This window comes from Kitasatospora sp. NPDC054795 (genome assembly GCF_053611565.1).
The window spans coordinates 44,777-59,619 of sequence record NZ_JBSHAP010000051.1 but is presented as its reverse complement, the minus strand read 5'-3'; the positions used below and the strand labels follow the sequence as shown (position 1 = coordinate 59,619).

Genomic DNA, 14,843 nt, shown 5'->3' with positions numbered 1-14,843 from the left:
CCCGCCCCGGGCGCCCCCGCGGGGGGCCCCCCCCCCCGTGGGCGGTGGGGGAGGGGCCCGCCGCTTCGTCCCAGGTCGGGCGGTGGGGCGCCACGGATTGTCCACGGATATGCACGGACGGCAGCCGTCGGAGCCGCCGGGTCGATAGGCTGGTGGGTGCCCGCGGTCGCTCCGTGGGGGGACATCGGAAGGGGACGACATGTCGACACCAGCCCCGGGTCGTCACGCCGCTTTGGACCAGGGCCCGACGGGCTCGTTCACCTCCCTCCAGCACGCCCTCAGACTGCTGGAGGCGGTCGACCGCCACCCCGACGGTGCCACCCTGGTGGCCCTCGCCCGGGAGACCTCGCTCGGTCTGCCCACCGTGCGTCGGCTCGCCGAGATCCTGGAGGTCGAGGGCTATCTCCAGTGCCAGGACGGCGGTTGGCTGCTGGGCGGCACCTTCGCCCTGCTCGGCCAGCACAACCGGGAGCAGCTGGTGAAGGCCCGGCTCAACCGCAAGCTCGCCGAACTCCGGGACGAGCTGGGCGCCGCCGTGTACTTCAGCCGGTACCACGACGGCGAGTTGTCGGTGGAGGCGGTCTCGGCCGCCGACTACGCGCCGGCCGTGCAGGAGTGGGTGGACTTCCGGGCCACCGCGCACGCCAGCGCGATCGGCAAGTGCCTGCTCGGCCAGCTGGACGCGGACGCCCGGCGGGACCACCTCTCCCGGCACCCGGTCGCCCGGCTCACCTCCCGCACCGTCACCGACGCCGACCAGCTGATGCACCGGCTGGAGCGGCAGCCGGCCACGGTGCCGGTGCTGGACATCCAGGAGTACGCGCTGGGCACGGTGTGCGCGGCGGTGCCGATCACGGCGGGCAGTACGGTCGGCTGCCTGGCCACCTCGATGCCGGCGGACAGCGTCCACAGGCTGAAGGCGGCCGCCGAGCTGCTGGCGGCCCGGGCGGCGCCGCTGATGCTGGCGATGGCGGTCTGACGTCAAGCCGGCGCTCGCGCACACGAGTTCGGGTAGGCCCCGCCGGGAGACCGGTGGGGCCTACCGCGTTTCCCGTGGTGGCCGCCGGTGCGCGTCACTTATTAGACTCGATGTCGATAAGGGTCGCCGAACCCCTTGTCCTGACGGCTACCCGCGAGTACGTTTCCCTGGAGCCGAGCCGCCGCCCCCAGGTCAGGAGGGCCTGCCATGCCCCGTTCCACCCCCGTCCCCGCCCTCGCCGCCCCCGCCGCGCGCGTGCACGACAGCCTCGTGCTGGAACCCCGGGACGTCCGCTTCGACTGGGCCCAGCTGCCGCTGCACTGGATCCCCGACGAGCCGATGGCCACCCACGTCATCAACGTGCTGCACCTGCTGCTGCCCGAAGGGGAGCGGTGGTTCGTCAAGGTGTTCAAGGAGGCGCTGCCGCTCGTCCGGGACGAGCAACTGCGCGAGGAGGTCCTCGGGTTCATCGGACAGGAGGCCATCCACGCCGAGGCGCACCAGGAGGTCCTGGACCACCTGCTCGGCCAGGGGCTCGACCCGCGGCCGTACGTCCGGCAGATCTCCTGGCTGTTCCAGCGCGTCCTCGGCGACAAGCCGGGCCTGACGCCGGACCGGCAGCGGGAGAACGTCATCGAGCGGGTCGCCTTCATCGCGGCGATCGAGCACTTCACCGCCTTCCTCGGCAACTGGGCGCTCAACTCCCCGGGCCTGGACCGGGCCAAGGCCGACCCGACGATGCTCGACCTGCTGCGCTGGCACGGCGCGGAGGAGGTCGAGCACCGCAGCGTCGCCTACGACCTGATGGTCCACCTGGACCCGGGCTACCTGCGCCGGGTGCGCGGAATGGCGGTCTCCGGCCCGCTGCTCGTCCACCTCTGGGTACGCGGCGCCCGCTTCCTGCTCGCCGCCGACCCCTCCCTCGAAGGCCGGCTCAAGCCCACCTGGCGCGAGGCGGGCCGGATCGCCAGGCGCGGACTGCTGCCGGAGCCGGTCAAGTCGATCCGCTCCGGACTGCGCTACCTGCGACCGGGCTACCACCCGACCCAGGAGGGCTCGTCCAGCCAGGCGCTGGGCTACCTCGCCACCTCCCCGGCCGCCCGCGCGGCCGCCGGGCGCTGAGCCCGGTCCCTCTCCCACCCACCCCGAGGACCCCGCCGGATGGACCAGCTCACCCCGCCCCCCGACCTCTACGGCCGCCCCCGTCCCGACGGCTTCATGCGCCGGCTCACCGCCTTCGGCGACCGCTACTCCCCGGCCCTCGGCGGCCCGCTGCTGCGCCGCAACCCCCGCCGACCGCTCAGCCGCCCCACCCCGCCGCTCCAACTGGTCGTCGCCGAGCGCCGCCGACCGGCCGTCGACGTCGTGGAACTGCTCCTCGCCGACCCCTCCGGCGGCCCGCTGCCCGGCTGGCAGCCCGGCGCCCACCTGCGCCTCGTCCTGCCCTCCGGCCGCGAACGCCACTACTCCCTCAGCGGCGACCCGGCCGACCGCACCGGCTACCGCATCGCCGTCCGGCGGCTGCCCGGGGGCGGCGGCGGATCCGTCGAGGTCCACGACGCCCTGCACCCCGGCACCCGGCTCACCGCCCGCCGCCCGCGCAACGGCTTCGCCTTCTGCGCCGAGCCCGCCGTCCTCCTGCTGGCCGGCGGCATCGGCATCACCCCGCTGCTCCCGATGGCCCGCGAGGCGCGGCGGCACGGCCTGGACTGGCGCCTGGTGCACGTCGGCCGCAGCGCCGACACCCTGCCGTACACGGACGAGCTGCGCGCCCTCGACCCGCGCCGGGTGGTGCTGCGCACCGACGACGAGCACGGCGGCGTCCCCACCGGAGCCGAACTGCTCGCCCACGCCCCGCGCGGAGCCGCCGTCTACTGCTGCGGCCCGGCGCCGATGCTCACCGCCGTGCAGCGCGCCCTGGACGCCTCCCCGGCCGCCTCCCTGCACTTCGAGCGCTTCGGCGCCGCCCCGGTCACCGACGGCGAGCCGTTCGCCGTCCGCCTCGGCACCGACGGGCCGGACCTCGACGTCCCCGCCGACCGCTCCGCCCTCGACGTGCTGCGCGAGGCCCGCCCGGACCTCCCGTACTCCTGCCACCAGGGCTTCTGCGGTACCTGCGAGGTCCGGGTGCTGGCCGGCACGCCCGACCACCGGGACCGCCGCCTCACCCCCGAGCAGCGTGCCGCCGGCGCCCTGCTGCCCTGCGTCTCCCGGGCCGCCGAGGGCGAGACCCTCGTGCTCGACCTCTAGCTCGACCTCCAGAAGGAGCACCGCCATGGCGAAAGCGACCCCCGCCTTCCGCTACACCGAGCGCGACCTCGCCCGCTTCCGCGAGACCCAGCAGCTCGCCTACGCCTGCGCCGAACAGGTCGCCGCCTGGATCGAGCCCGGCGTCACCGAGCGGCAGGCCACCGCGGAGCTGCGCCGCCGCCTGGTCGCCGCCGGGGTGCAGGACTTCTTCCACGTCCCCTTCGCCTGGTTCGGCGACCGGACGGCGTTCCGGCACTTCCACACCCCGCTGCAGTTCTTCGCCGGCAACCGCCGCCTGGAGGAGGGCATGCCGTACGTGCTGGACTGCGCGCCCGTGGTGGACGGCTACACCGCCGACATCGGCTACGGCGGCAAGGTCGGCGAGAACCGGGTCTGGGACCGCCTGGCCGCCGACCTGGAGGTGTACCGGAAGCTGATCCTCGACGAGGTGCGGGCCCGCAGGCCGCTCGCCGAGGTGTACGCGGCGGTGGACGCCCAGATCGCCGCGCACGGCTACGACAACCGCCACCAGGTCTACCCGGGCCGGGTGATCGGCCACCAGGTCACCCGCAACACCGCGCGCGGCCCGGCCGGGGTGAACGTCCTCGGCTTCGGCGTGCGCACCCTCCAGACCCTCGGCCGCGAGCTGATCTCCGAGCGGCTGCACGGCCGTTCACCGCTCTGGGCGGACGGCCGGTCGTCCCGGCACGCGCCCACCCCGGGCCTGTGGGCGGTGGAGCCGCACATCGGCTTCCGGGGCGTGGGCATCAAGTTCGAGGAACTGCTGGTGGTCACCGAGGACGACGCCTACTGGCTCGACGACGACCTGCCGCACGTCCGCCGCTGGACCACCGGGACCGGGCAGACTGCCACCGGGCGGGCGGCCGTCCCGACCGCCGCCGGGCCGACCACGGCCGCCCCGACCGCCATCGCCCCGACCATCCAGGAGGCCACCCGATGACGAGCCCGACGAAGCGTCCGGCGCAGCCCCCGGCGGCGCCCCCGGTCCGCCGCCGGACCGTCCGCTCCGGCGGCCTCCCGCTCGCCGTCTTCGAGCAGGGCGACCCGGACGCCCCCACCGTCCTGCTCGTGCACGGCTACCCCGACACCCACGCCGTCTGGGACGACATCGCCGCCGACCTCGCCCGCGACCACCACGTGGTCCGCTACGACGTGCGCGGCGCCGGGGAGTCCGCCGCCCCCGCCGACCGGTCCGGCTACCGCCTGGAGCACCTCGCCGAGGACCTGTTCGCCGTCGCCGACGCCGTCAGCCCGGACCGCCCGGTGCACCTGGTCGCCCACGACTGGGGCTCGATCCAGTCCTGGGAGGCCGTCACCGAACCCGGCGCCGGGCGCCGGATCGCCTCGTACACCACGCTGTCCGGCCCCAGCCTGGACCACATGGGCCACTGGCTGCGCCACCGGGTGCGCCGCCCCACCCCCCGCCACCTCGGGCAACTGCTGCACCAGGGCCTGCACTCCTGGTACATCACCGCCTTCCACCTGCCTTACCTCGCCCCCGGCGTCTGGCGGCTCGGCCTGGCCCGGGCCTGGCCGCGGGTGCTGCGCGACCTGGAGCACGTCACACCGCGCGCCGACCACCCGCAGTCCACCCTGCGCCGCGACGCGGTCCGCGGCATCGAGCTGTACCGGGCCAACTTCCGCCCCACCCTGGGCAGTCCGCGCGAGCGGCCGACCGAGGTGCCGGTCCAGCTGATCACCCTCACCCGGGACCGGTACGTCGGCACCTACCTCTCCGAGGGGCTGGAGCGCTGGGTGCCCGAACTGACCCGCAGGACGCTGCACGCCGGCCACTGGTCGGCGCTGCTGGAGAAGGGAGCCGTCGTGGCCGGGATGGTCCGCGAGTTCACCGCCCGCATCGACGCGGGGCAGGCCCGACCGGCCGGGGACGACGGCCGGCTGGTCGTGGTGACCGGCGGCGGCAGCGGCATCGGCCGGGCCACCGCGCTCGCCTTCGCCGAGGACGGCGCCCGGGTGGTGGTCTGCGACCTCGACCTCGCGGCCGCCGAGCGCACCGCCGAACTCGCCTCGCTGATCGGCCCGAAGGCGCACGCCTACCGGGTGGACGTCTCCGACGGCGCCGCGATGGACGCCTTCGCGCAGACCGTCGCCGCCGAGCACGGGGTGCCCGACGTCATGGTCAACAACGCCGGCATCGGCCACTCCGGGACGTTCCTGCAGACCACCGAGAAGGAGTGGCAGCGGGTCCTGGACGTCAACCTCTGGGGCGTGATCCACGGCTGCCGCGCCTTCGGCACCCTGATGGCCGACCGCGCCCAGGGCGGCCACATCGTCAACGTCTCCTCCGCCGCCGCCTACCTGCCGTCCAAGGCGCTCACCGCCTACGCCACCAGCAAGGCCGCGGTGTTCATGCTCTCCGACTGCCTGCGGGCCGAGTTCGTCGGCCACGGCATCGGCGTCTCCACCATCTGCCCGGGCATCGTCAACACCAACATCACCCGCACCTCCACCTTCTCCGCCACCACCTCCACCGAGCAGGCCGCCAAGCAGGCCCGCGCCGCGAAGCTCTACGCCCGCCGCGGCTTCCCCCCGGAGAAGGTCGCGAGCGCCGTCCTCACCGCCGTCCGCACCGGCAGGCCCGTCGTCCCCGTCACCCCGGAGGCCAAGGCCGCCCGTTTCCTCTCCCGCCTCAGCCCCGGCCTGCTGCGCCTCGCCGCCCGCCTCAACATCACCTGACCGGGGGAGCATCGACTGATCGGGGCATATGGGCCTGCGATATCAAGTACCGTCGATATTGATATCGCAGGCCCGCTCCGCCTGGGAGGCCGACCATGGCCCGTACCGTGATAGACGTCAACGACGAACTGCTGGCCGAGGCCGCCGAGATCCTTGGTACGACGACCAAGGTGGCCACCGTCAACGCCGCCCTTGAAGACCTCGTGAAGCGCCGCAAGCGTGAGACTTTCATGGACTGGCTCGCCGAGGGCGGACTGCCTGACCTCACCGGACCGGTGGAAAAGGGATGAGCGAGCGCTTCCTGATCGACAAGTCGGCTTTCGCTCGCTTCTCCGAGCCGACGGTCAGGTCGGTCCTCAGGCCGAGGATCGTCAGAGGGCTCGTCGCCATCTGCGGCGCTGTCGAACTGGAGATCATGCACAGCGCCCGTTCCAAGGCCGACGCCCTTCGGATCCGGGAGGGCCTGAGCGGCTTCGACCGGCTGCCCACGCCCGACGAGGTGTGGGACCGCGCCATCGAGGTGCAGGCCCTCCTGACCTCGTCGGGCAACTGGCGGGCGCTGTCGGTGCCGGACCTCGTCGTCGCGGCCACCGCCGAGCGTCACGGGGCCACGGTGCTCCACTACGACGGTGACTTCGACATGATCGCCGCGGTCACCGGCCAGCCCACCGAGTGGGTCGTGCCTCCGGGGTCGGCGGACTGACGGATCAGGCGGCCGGGTACCGTCCGCCCCGGCGGGCGGGGGCCGGCCGGGGCTGTGAGAGCATCGAGGTCCATGGAGATGACAACGGCTCTGTGGTCCTTCGCCCTCGTCGTGGGGCTGCTCACCCTCACCCCCGGTCTCGACACCGCGCTGATCCTGCGGACCTCCGCCCTGGGGCGGCGCCGGCAGGCGTGGGGGGTCGTGCTGGGGATCCAGACCGGGACGCTGCTCTGGGGGACGCTGACCTCGGCCGGGGTGACGGCGCTGCTGACCGCCTCGCAGGTCGGGTACGAGATCCTGCGCTGGGCGGGCGCGGCGTACCTGGTGTGGATGGGCATCGGGATGCTGCGCAACCGGGGCGGCGAGGCGGCGGCCGAGGAGGAGCCGGAGGACGGCGGGTTCGCGCACGGCTGGCGGCGGGGCACGCTGACCAACCTGCTGAACCCCAAGGTCGGGGTCTTCTACGTGGCCGTGCTGCCGCAGTTCATTCCGGCCGGGGCCCCGCACTTCGCCGCCGGTGTGGCGCTGACCTGCGTGCACGTCGTGGAGGGCCTGCTCTGGTCGACGGTCCTGGTGGGCTTCGCCCAGGTGCTGCGCGGCTGGCTGCGCCGTCCGGCCGCCCGGCGGCTGATGGACCGGGTGACCGGTGCGGTCGTGGTGGGCTTCGGCGTGAAGCTGGCGCTGAGCGACTGACGTCCATCCGTGCTCAGCCGCCGGGCCGCTCAGCCGCCGAGCCGCTTGAGCCCCTCCATGAGTTCGTCGGCGTTCATGCAGGGGCGGATGTCGACGGTGGCGTTGAGCTGCAGCCAGAACGGCTCGGCGAGGGACGGGATCGAGGCCTCGTCCGCGATGTCGACGACGAAGATCATGGCCCGGTGCCCGTTGCGGCTGAGGAAGTAGGCCGCCTCCGGCTTGAGTTGGGCGAGGGTCTGCTGGATTTCCTCGCCGATCGTTCCATCGGTGATGACCTTGTTCGAGGTCGCGGTGTCGAGGTCGAGTTCGACCTCCAGCAGGGCGCGCATGATCCCTGCTCCTTCCCCGGGCTCGGGGCGAGTCCGCAACTCCAGCCTCCCGCCGTGCCGGTGGCCACGCAACGTGAGTGGTGCCGGAGCCGCTCCCGGTTCAGGCCGCGTGGGGGCGGGGTGCCGGGCCGTCGGCCGCGCGACCCTCGTCACCCTCCGTTCCCGTCCGCGACAGGTCGTGGTGGATCGGCCCGTCCGAGGCGCTCAGCGGCAGGCAGCTGCCGCCGCGCCGGTGGGCGACGATCTCGGCGGCGACCGAGACGGCCGTCTCCTCCGGGGTGCGCGAGCCGAGGTCGAGGCCGATCGGGGAGCGCAGCCGGGCGAGATCGGCCTCGGTGATCCCGGTCTCGCGCAGCTTGGCCACGCGGTCCCGGTGGGTGCGGCGCGAGCCCATCGCGCCGACGTAGCCGACCGGCAGTCGCAGGGCGCGCTCCAGCAGTGGGATGTCGAACTTGGCGTCGTGGGTGAGTACGCAGAGCACGGTGCGTCCGTCGATCCGGCCGAGCTGGGAGTCCAGGTAGCGGTGCGGCCAGTCGACCACCACCTCGTCGGCGTCGGGGAAGCGGCGGGTGGTGGCGAAGACCGGCCGGGCGTCGCAGACGGTCACGTGGTAGCCGAGGAACTTGCCGATCCGCACGACCGCGGCCGCGAAGTCGATCGCCCCGAACACCAGCATCCGCGGCGCCGGTACGTACGACTCGACGAAGCAGGTGACGGTGCCCCGCCCGTGTTCGTTGCAGGGGCGTCCGTCGAGGCCGAGCACGAGCCGGCCGGTGCGTCCGGCCTCCAGCATCGCCCGGGCCCGGGCGACGATCGCCCGCTCCAGTCCGCCGACCGTGGAGGGCGTCGGGGAGAGCGCCCCGGTGACGTCGTCGGCGGTGACCGCCAGCACGGCCCCGACCAGGCCGCCCGGCCCGGCGATCACCCGGACCAGCGCCACCGGGGTGCCGGCCGCGATGCGGGCGATCCCGGCGTCCAGCCCGGCGTCGGCCCCCGGCACCACCGGCTGGACGAACACGTCCAGGACGCCGCCGCAGGTCAGACCCACCGCGAAGGCGTCCTCGTCGCTGTACCCGAAGCGTTCCAGCACCGGCTCGCCGCTCGCGATCGCGGCCTGGCACAGCTCGTACACCGCGCCCTCGACGCATCCGCCGGAGATGCTGCCGACCGCCTCGCCGTCCGCGTCCACGGCCAGCGCCGCCCCGGGGTCGCGCGGTGCGCTGCCGGAGACGCCGACGACGGTGGCCACGGCGAAGGAGCGGCCGGCCGCCTGCCAGGCCCGCAACTGCTCGGCGATGTCCTGCATGGGGGCTCCTTACACGGTTTCGACAGTAGCGGGAGACGCCGCCGTACGGGAAACGATCCCGGACGGCGGCGGTGGTGCCCAGGGCGGTGCAAGGCGGTGGAAGGCGGTGGGTGCCCGGGTGGTGGCCGGTGCCGACTAGTGCACGCCCAGCCAGGACTTGACCGGGGTGATCGCGAAGTACACCACGAACACCGCGGTGAGGATCCACATCAGCGGCCCGGGCTCGCGCCACCGTCCCAGCCCGGCCTTGATGACGGTGTACGAGATGACGCCGGCCGCGACGCCCGCGGTGATGCTGTACGTGAACGGCATCAGCACGCAGGTGAGGAAGGCCGGGATCGCCACTTCGCGGTCGGACCAGTCGATGTGCCGGGCCTGGCTCATCATCATCGAGCCGATCACGACCAGGGCGGCCGAGGCCACCTCGACCGGGACGATCCCGGCGATCGGTGAGAAGAACAGCATCAGCGCGAACAGGGCGCCGGTGACGGTGGAGGCGAGTCCGGTGCGGGCGCCGTCGCCGACGCCGGTGGCGGACTCGACGAAGACGGTCTGCCCGGAGGCGCCCGCCAGGCCGCCGACCGCGCCGCCCGCGCCGTCGATGAACAGCGCCTTGGACAGCCCGGGCATCCGGCCCTGCCGGTCGGCCAGTCCGGCCTCGGTGCCGACGCCGATGATGGTGGCCATCGCGTCGAAGAAGCCGGCCAGCACCAGGGTGAACACCGCGACCGAGGCGCTGATGGCGCCCATGCCGTGACCGCCGAAGGCACCGAACAGGTCGACGTGGCCGAACAGGCCGAAGTCGGGTGCCGAGACCGGGCTGCCGGGCCAGACCGGCACCGAGTTCTTCCAGGCCTCGGCCGGTACGTGCGCGGCCCGGTTGACGATCATCGCGAGCACGGTGCCGCCGGCGACGCCGATCAGGATCGCGCCGCGGACGCCGCGCGCCATCAGCACGAAGATCGCCAGCAGGGTGGCGCAGAAGACGAGCACCGGCCAGCCGGCCAGCTCACCGGTGGGGCCGAGCGAGAGCGGGGTGGGGCCGCCGGTGTGCATGAACCCGGCCTTGTAGACGCCGATCACGGTGACGAACAGGCCGATGCCGATGGTGATGGCGTGCTTGAGCGGCAGCGGGATGCCGTTCATGATCCTCTCGCGCAGCCCGGAGACGACCAGCAGCACGATCAGCAGGCCGTAGATCACGCACAGGCCCATGGCCTGGGCCCAGGTGGTGTGCGGGACGACCAGCGCGGAGACCGCGCCGGAGACGGAGAGGCCCGCGGCGAGGGCGAGCGGGACGTTGCCGACCAGGCCCATCAGGACGGTGGTGACGGCGGCGGCCAGCGCGGTGGCGGTGGTCAGCGCGGCGTGGTCCAGCTTGACGCCGGTGGCGTCCGCGCCGCTCAGGATGAGCGGGTTGAGGAGGATGATGTAGGCCATCGCCATGAAGGTGGTGAGTCCACCGCGCAGTTCGTTGGCGAGGGTCGATCCGCGGGCCGAGATCTTGAAGTAGGCGTCCAGCGCGCCGGTGGGGCGCGGTGCCGGGGACGACGGGTGGGGGCCGTCCGCGGCGGGTCCGCCGTCGGCTGGTCTGTCTTCGGTGGTGCCGGGTTCCGTGGGGATCCTGGTCATGTCCACTCCCAAGTGTCAAAGGGGGTTGGGGTGGGCGAGCCGACCTGACTGCCGGTCAACGAGGCGGCACAGGGGGACGTATCGACTCACGGGGGCACTCGCGGGAAGGGTGGAGTGCGGGCGGTGCGGGCGGGGGTGGTGCTGGTGCGCACCGCTGCGGACCCCGGCGTGGGCAGGGCAGCGGGTGTGGGGGTGCCCCGGGGCGGCGGGGATGACGGGCACCGCCCCGGGGAGGGCGAACTCCGGCCGCCGGACCGGCGGCAGGGTGCCCGGCCGCGCCCGGCGGCGAGGCGCTCGGCCGGGTCTCAGCCGGGCTGTTCGGTGGTCAGGTGCTCCGGCCGGACCGGGATCCGGTTGAGCGCCAGCCCGGTGGCGTTGCGGATGGCGGCCACGATGGACGGCGTCGCGGAGACGGTCGGCGCCTCGCCGACCCCGCGCAGCCCGTACGGCGCGTTGGGGTCGGGCAGTTCGAGTATCTCCACCGGGATCGGCGGGGTGTCCAGGATGGTGGGGATCAGGTAGTCGGTGAAGGAGGCGTTGCGCACCTTGCCGTCCCGCACGATGATCTCCTCCATCACCGCGAGGCCCAGCGCCTGGGTGCAGCCGCCCTGGATCTGGCCGACCACGGAGAGCGGGTTGAGCGCCTTGCCGACGTCCTGGACGGCGGTGAGCTCGACCACCTTGACCAGGCCCAGTTCCACGTCCACGTCCACCACCGCGCGGTTGGCGCAGAAGGTGTACTGGACGTGGCCGAAGCCCTGGCCGGTCTCCTTGTCGAAGGGCTGGGTGGGCCGGTGGTGGTGCTCGCGGGTCTGCTCGATGACGTCGTCGCCGAGCAGGTCGACGATGGAGACCAGCGTGCCGGCCCCGGCCGAGACGACCTTGCCGCCGGTCAGCACCAGGTCGTCGTGGGTCCAGCCGTAGCGCCGGCGTCCCCGGTCGAGCAGTTCCCGGCGCACCGCCTCGGCGGCCAGCTTCACCGCGCCGCCCGTCATGTACGTCTGGCGCGAGGCGGAGGTCGAACCGGCCGACCCCACCTCGGTGTTGGCCGGGTGGATGGTGACCTGCTCGACGCCCAGCTCGGTGCGGGCGATCTGGGCGTGCACGGTGACGCCGCCCTGGCCGACCTCGGCCATCGCGGTGTGCACCATGGCGACCGGCTCGCCGCCGATCACCTCCAGTCGCACCCGGGCGGTGGAGTAGTCGTCGAAGCCCTCGGAGAAGCCGACGTTCTTGATGCCGACGGAGTAGCCGACGCCGCGCACGATCCCCTCGCCGTGCGAGGTGTTGGACAGGGCACCGGGCAGCCGGCGGATGTCCGGGTGCTCGGTGTCCAGCGGCGGCGGCAGCGGCATCTCCTTGGCCCGCCGGAGCAGTTCGGCCACCGGCGCGGGCGCGTCGATCTCCTGCCCGGTGGGCATGAAGTCGCCCTGCGAGACGGCGTTGAGCTGCCGCAACTCCACCGGGTCCATGCCCAGTTCGACGGCCAGCTTGTCCATCTGCGACTCGTAGCCGAACGCCGCCTGCACCGCGCCGAAGCCGCGCATCGCCCCGCAGGACGGGTTGTTGCTGTACAGGGCGATGGCGTGCATCCGCACGTTCGGGATGACGTACGGGCCGTGTCCGAGCGAGGCCGCGTTGCCGACCACGGCGGGGGAGGCGGAGGCGTAGGCGCCGCCGTCCAGCACGATCCGGCAGTCGGCGAAGACCAGCCTGCCGTCCCGGGTGGCGCCGTGCTCGTAGTGCATCCGCGCCGGGTGGCGGTGGACGTGGCCGAAGAAGGACTCGTCCCGCGAGTAGACGATCTTGACCGGTTTGCCGGTGTGCTGGGCCAGCAGGCAGGCGTGGATCTGCATCGAAAGGTCCTCGCGGCCGCCGAACGCGCCGCCGACGCCGGCCAGCGTGAGCCGGACCTTCTCCTCCGGGAGGTCGAGCACCGGGGCCATCTGCTGGCGGTCGACGTGCAGCCACTGGGTGGCGATGTAGAGGTCGATGCCGCCGTCCTCGGCGGGCACCGCGAGGCCGGACTCCGGGCCGAGGAAGGCCTGGTCCTGCATGCCGACCTCGTAGTCGCCGCTGACGATCACGTCCGCCAGCGCCCGCACCTCGTCGGTCACGCCGCGGCCGGAGACCAGCCGCTGCTCGTGGCAGATGTTGCCGTACGCATGGGACTTGTACGCGTGCGGCTCGTGCACGTACCCGTGGGTCTCCGGGTCGAGGCACTGCTCCTCGGTGACGATCGGGGTGAGCACCTCGTACTCGACCGCGATCCTCTTCACCGCGCGGCGGGCCGTCTCCGGGTGGTCGGCGGCGACCAGGGCGATCGCCTCGCCGTGGTACCGGACCCTGTCGATGGCCAGGGCCGGCTGGTCCTGGATCTCCAGGCCGTAGTACTTCGAGCCGGGGATGTCCTCGTGCGTCAGCACCGCGTACACCCCGGGCACCTTGAGCGCCTCGGAGATGTCCACCGAGAGGATGTTCGCCCGGGGGTGCGGCGAGCGCAGCGCCGTTCCCCAGAGCATGTCCTCGTGCCACAGGTCGGAGGAGTAGGCGAACTCGCCCCGGACCTTCAGGTTGCCGTCCGGGCGCAGCGGGGAGCCGCCGATGCCGTCCTTGGAGGCCTGGTTGATGTTCTGGAGGTTCTTCTGTCCCTGGATCGGCCGCTGGACCGTCCGCCCGCTCATTCCGCAGCCCCCGCTCCCGCGCAGGTGCGGGCCGAGGCCAGCCGCACCGCGTCCATGATCTTCTCGTAGCCGGTGCAGCGGCACAGGTTGCCGGACAGCGCCTCGCGGATGTCGTCGTCGCTCGGCTGCGGGTCGGCGGCCAGCAGTGCGTCGGTCTGCACCAGCAGCCCGGGGGTGCAGAAGCCGCACTGGACGGCGCCGGCGTCGACGAACGCCTGCTGGACCAGGCCCAGTTCGCCGTCCTCCGTGCCCAGGCCCTCGACCGTGCGCACCTCGCGGTCCTGCACCTGGCCGGCCGCGACCAGGCAGGAGCAGACCGGGACGCCGTCCAGGTAGACCGTGCAGGAGCCGCACTCGCCCTGCTCACAGGCGTTCTTCGAGCCCGGCAGGCCGACCCGCTCGCGCAGCACGTACAGCAGGCTCTCGCCCTCCCACACGTCGTCGGCCTCGACCGGCTTGCCGTTGGCGGTGAAAGTGACCCTCATGCCGCGCTCCTGATCTGCTTGCCGTAGTCGTTCCAGGTCCAGGTGAGGGTGCGGCGGGCCATCACGGCGAGCGCGTGCCGGCGGTAGTCGGCGGTGCCCCGCACGTCGTCGATCGGCGAGGCCGCGGCCTTGACCAGCTCGCCGAAGCGCTGGACCACCTCGGTGCCCAGCAGTTCCCCGGACTCCCACAGGCCGCGCTCGGCGAGCACGCCCCGGAGGTACTCCTCGGCCTCGACGGCCCGGCGCGGCGTGGGGGCGGCCGAACCGATGCCGGTGCCGACGGTTCCGCTCCTCGGGTGCAGGGCGAAGCCGAACGCGCAGACCGCGATCACCATGGCATTGCGGGTACCGATCTTCGAGAACTGCTGCGGCCCGTCCGCCACCGGGATCCGCACGGCCCGGATCAGCTCGTCGGCCTCCAGGCAGTTGCGCTTCACCCCGACGTAGAAGTCGTCGATCGGGATCAGCCGGGTGCCGCGCACCGAGGCCGCCTCGACGAACACGTCCCGTCCGGCCGCCAGCAGCGCCGGGTGCGCGTCGCCGGCCGGGGAGGCCGCGCCGAGGTTGCCGCCGACGCTGCCGCGGTTGCGGATCTGGGGGGATCCGACGGTGCGGGCCGCCAGCGCCAGCCCGGGCAGCGGACCGGACAGCTCCGCGATGATCCGGGCGTACGGGACCGCGGCGCCGAGCCGCACGACGCCGTCGTCGTTCGACCATTCGGTGAGCTCGGTGATGCGGTTCAGGTCGAGAATCGCGGATGGCCGGTGCACGTCGAAGTTCAGCTCGACCATGACGTCCGTGCCGCCCGAAAGGGGCAGCGCGGTCGGGTACTCGGCCTTCGCCGCGAGTGCCTCGTCCCAGGTGGCGGGCCGAAGGAACTCCATGCGGGTGTCTCCTCAAGTCTTCGCCCGCCGGGTGCCCGGCGGCGTGTCGCCCAGTGAACCGCTGTCACGCGGCCCACTGGCAGTCACCGATGGCATGAAGCCCCGGCTGTGAGCCCGCCCGGCATCCTGTACGTTCCTCTAAGGAGGGGAATCTCGCAGCCCGGGTGTTCGCCGGGTGCT

14 protein-coding genes are annotated in these 14,843 nt (G+C 73.2%); 8 read left to right on the top strand and 6 right to left on the bottom strand.

Annotated elements, in window-relative coordinates; translation table 11 throughout:
- Window positions 1-199 precede the first annotated feature (199 nt).
- The 8 genes from ACWGJO_RS19945 (at window position 200) to ACWGJO_RS19910 (ending at window position 7,343) form a co-directional block, all read left to right on the top strand.
- The gene (locus tag ACWGJO_RS19945; protein ID WP_359911767.1) at window positions 200-979 is read left to right on the top strand and encodes an IclR family transcriptional regulator; all 780 of its coding nucleotides are present in this window, start codon (window positions 200-202) and stop codon (window positions 977-979) included.
- 207 nt (window positions 980-1,186) lie between these two features.
- Window positions 1,187-2,101, top strand: coding sequence for a metal-dependent hydrolase (locus ACWGJO_RS19940; RefSeq protein WP_452185437.1), 915 nt, complete (start codon window positions 1,187-1,189; stop codon window positions 2,099-2,101).
- Between the two features lie 39 nt (window positions 2,102-2,140).
- Window positions 2,141-3,229: a PDR/VanB family oxidoreductase gene (locus ACWGJO_RS19935; RefSeq protein WP_452185435.1), complete on the top strand. Its 1,089-nt coding sequence runs from the start codon at window positions 2,141-2,143 to the stop codon at window positions 3,227-3,229.
- A 25-nt stretch (window positions 3,230-3,254) separates the two neighbouring features.
- The gene (locus tag ACWGJO_RS19930) at window positions 3,255-4,190 is read left to right on the top strand and encodes a M24 family metallopeptidase (RefSeq protein WP_452185433.1); all 936 of its coding nucleotides are present in this window, start codon (window positions 3,255-3,257) and stop codon (window positions 4,188-4,190) included.
- Window positions 4,187-5,947 carry an SDR family oxidoreductase gene (locus tag ACWGJO_RS19925; protein WP_452185431.1) on the top strand — a complete coding sequence of 587 codons (1,761 nt, stop codon included), beginning with the start codon at window positions 4,187-4,189 and terminating at the stop codon, window positions 5,945-5,947. The genes ACWGJO_RS19930 and ACWGJO_RS19925 overlap by 4 nt, the downstream gene beginning before the upstream one ends.
- Before the next feature lie 95 nt (window positions 5,948-6,042).
- Entirely contained in the window at window positions 6,043-6,237 is a 195-nt protein-coding gene (locus tag ACWGJO_RS19920) for a type II toxin-antitoxin system VapB family antitoxin (protein WP_401046265.1), read from the top strand.
- Complete coding sequence (locus ACWGJO_RS19915; RefSeq protein WP_452185429.1) at window positions 6,234-6,650, top strand: PIN domain-containing protein; 417 nt, start codon at window positions 6,234-6,236, stop codon at window positions 6,648-6,650. The genes ACWGJO_RS19920 and ACWGJO_RS19915 overlap by 4 nt, the downstream gene beginning before the upstream one ends.
- A 72-nt stretch (window positions 6,651-6,722) precedes the next feature.
- Complete coding sequence (locus ACWGJO_RS19910; RefSeq protein ID WP_359911746.1) at window positions 6,723-7,343, top strand: LysE family translocator; 621 nt, start codon at window positions 6,723-6,725, stop codon at window positions 7,341-7,343.
- 29 nt (window positions 7,344-7,372) lie between these two features.
- On the opposite strand, the gene ACWGJO_RS19905 is transcribed toward ACWGJO_RS19910, so the two are convergent.
- The 6 genes from ACWGJO_RS19905 to ACWGJO_RS19880 all read right to left on the bottom strand — a co-directional run bounded on the left by ACWGJO_RS19905 (window position 7,373) and on the right by ACWGJO_RS19880 (window position 14,663).
- Window positions 7,373-7,672: a hypothetical protein gene (locus tag ACWGJO_RS19905; protein ID WP_452185427.1), complete on the bottom strand. Its 300-nt coding sequence runs from the start codon at window positions 7,670-7,672 to the stop codon at window positions 7,373-7,375.
- Window positions 7,673-7,772: 100 nt separating this feature from the next.
- Complete coding sequence (locus ACWGJO_RS19900; protein ID WP_452185425.1) at window positions 7,773-8,978, bottom strand: XdhC family protein; 1,206 nt, start codon at window positions 8,976-8,978, stop codon at window positions 7,773-7,775.
- A 135-nt stretch (window positions 8,979-9,113) separates the two neighbouring features.
- Window positions 9,114-10,610 (bottom strand): NCS2 family permease, encoded by a 1,497-nt coding sequence (locus tag ACWGJO_RS19895; RefSeq protein ID WP_452185423.1) that lies wholly within the window; start codon window positions 10,608-10,610, stop codon window positions 9,114-9,116.
- Between the two features lie 305 nt (window positions 10,611-10,915).
- On the bottom strand, window positions 10,916-13,294 hold the full coding sequence (pucD, locus tag ACWGJO_RS19890; protein ID WP_452185421.1) for a xanthine dehydrogenase subunit D: 2,379 nt from the start codon (window positions 13,292-13,294) through the stop codon (window positions 10,916-10,918).
- Window positions 13,291-13,779, bottom strand: a complete 489-nt coding sequence (locus tag ACWGJO_RS19885; protein WP_452185419.1) for a (2Fe-2S)-binding protein — start codon at window positions 13,777-13,779, stop codon at window positions 13,291-13,293. The genes pucD and ACWGJO_RS19885 overlap by 4 nt, the downstream gene beginning before the upstream one ends.
- The gene (locus ACWGJO_RS19880; RefSeq protein ID WP_452185417.1) at window positions 13,776-14,663 is read right to left on the bottom strand and encodes an FAD binding domain-containing protein; all 888 of its coding nucleotides are present in this window, start codon (window positions 14,661-14,663) and stop codon (window positions 13,776-13,778) included. Before ACWGJO_RS19880 ends, ACWGJO_RS19885 begins: the two co-directional genes overlap by 4 nt.
- Between the last annotated feature and the right edge of the window lie 180 nt (window positions 14,664-14,843).

Coding starts and splice junctions, on each gene's coding strand:
- ACWGJO_RS19885 (WP_452185419.1), bottom strand. CDS start 13,779: ATGAGGGTCACTTTCACCGCCAACGGCAAGCCGGTCGAGGCCGACGAC.
- ACWGJO_RS19880 (WP_452185417.1), bottom strand. CDS start 14,663: ATGGAGTTCCTTCGGCCCGCCACCTGGGACGAGGCACTCGCGGCGAAG.
- ACWGJO_RS19910 (WP_359911746.1), top strand. CDS start 6,723: ATGGAGATGACAACGGCTCTGTGGTCCTTCGCCCTCGTCGTGGGGCTG.
- ACWGJO_RS19915 (WP_452185429.1), top strand. CDS start 6,234: ATGAGCGAGCGCTTCCTGATCGACAAGTCGGCTTTCGCTCGCTTCTCC.
- ACWGJO_RS19920 (WP_401046265.1), top strand. CDS start 6,043: ATGGCCCGTACCGTGATAGACGTCAACGACGAACTGCTGGCCGAGGCC.
- ACWGJO_RS19895 (WP_452185423.1), bottom strand. CDS start 10,610: ATGACCAGGATCCCCACGGAACCCGGCACCACCGAAGACAGACCAGCC.
- ACWGJO_RS19900 (WP_452185425.1), bottom strand. CDS start 8,978: ATGCAGGACATCGCCGAGCAGTTGCGGGCCTGGCAGGCGGCCGGCCGC.
- ACWGJO_RS19945 (WP_359911767.1), top strand. CDS start 200: ATGTCGACACCAGCCCCGGGTCGTCACGCCGCTTTGGACCAGGGCCCG.
- ACWGJO_RS19935 (WP_452185435.1), top strand. CDS start 2,141: ATGGACCAGCTCACCCCGCCCCCCGACCTCTACGGCCGCCCCCGTCCC.
- ACWGJO_RS19940 (WP_452185437.1), top strand. CDS start 1,187: ATGCCCCGTTCCACCCCCGTCCCCGCCCTCGCCGCCCCCGCCGCGCGC.
- ACWGJO_RS19905 (WP_452185427.1), bottom strand. CDS start 7,672: ATGCGCGCCCTGCTGGAGGTCGAACTCGACCTCGACACCGCGACCTCG.
- pucD (WP_452185421.1), bottom strand. CDS start 13,294: ATGAGCGGGCGGACGGTCCAGCGGCCGATCCAGGGACAGAAGAACCTC.
- ACWGJO_RS19930 (WP_452185433.1), top strand. CDS start 3,255: ATGGCGAAAGCGACCCCCGCCTTCCGCTACACCGAGCGCGACCTCGCC.
- ACWGJO_RS19925 (WP_452185431.1), top strand. CDS start 4,187: ATGACGAGCCCGACGAAGCGTCCGGCGCAGCCCCCGGCGGCGCCCCCG.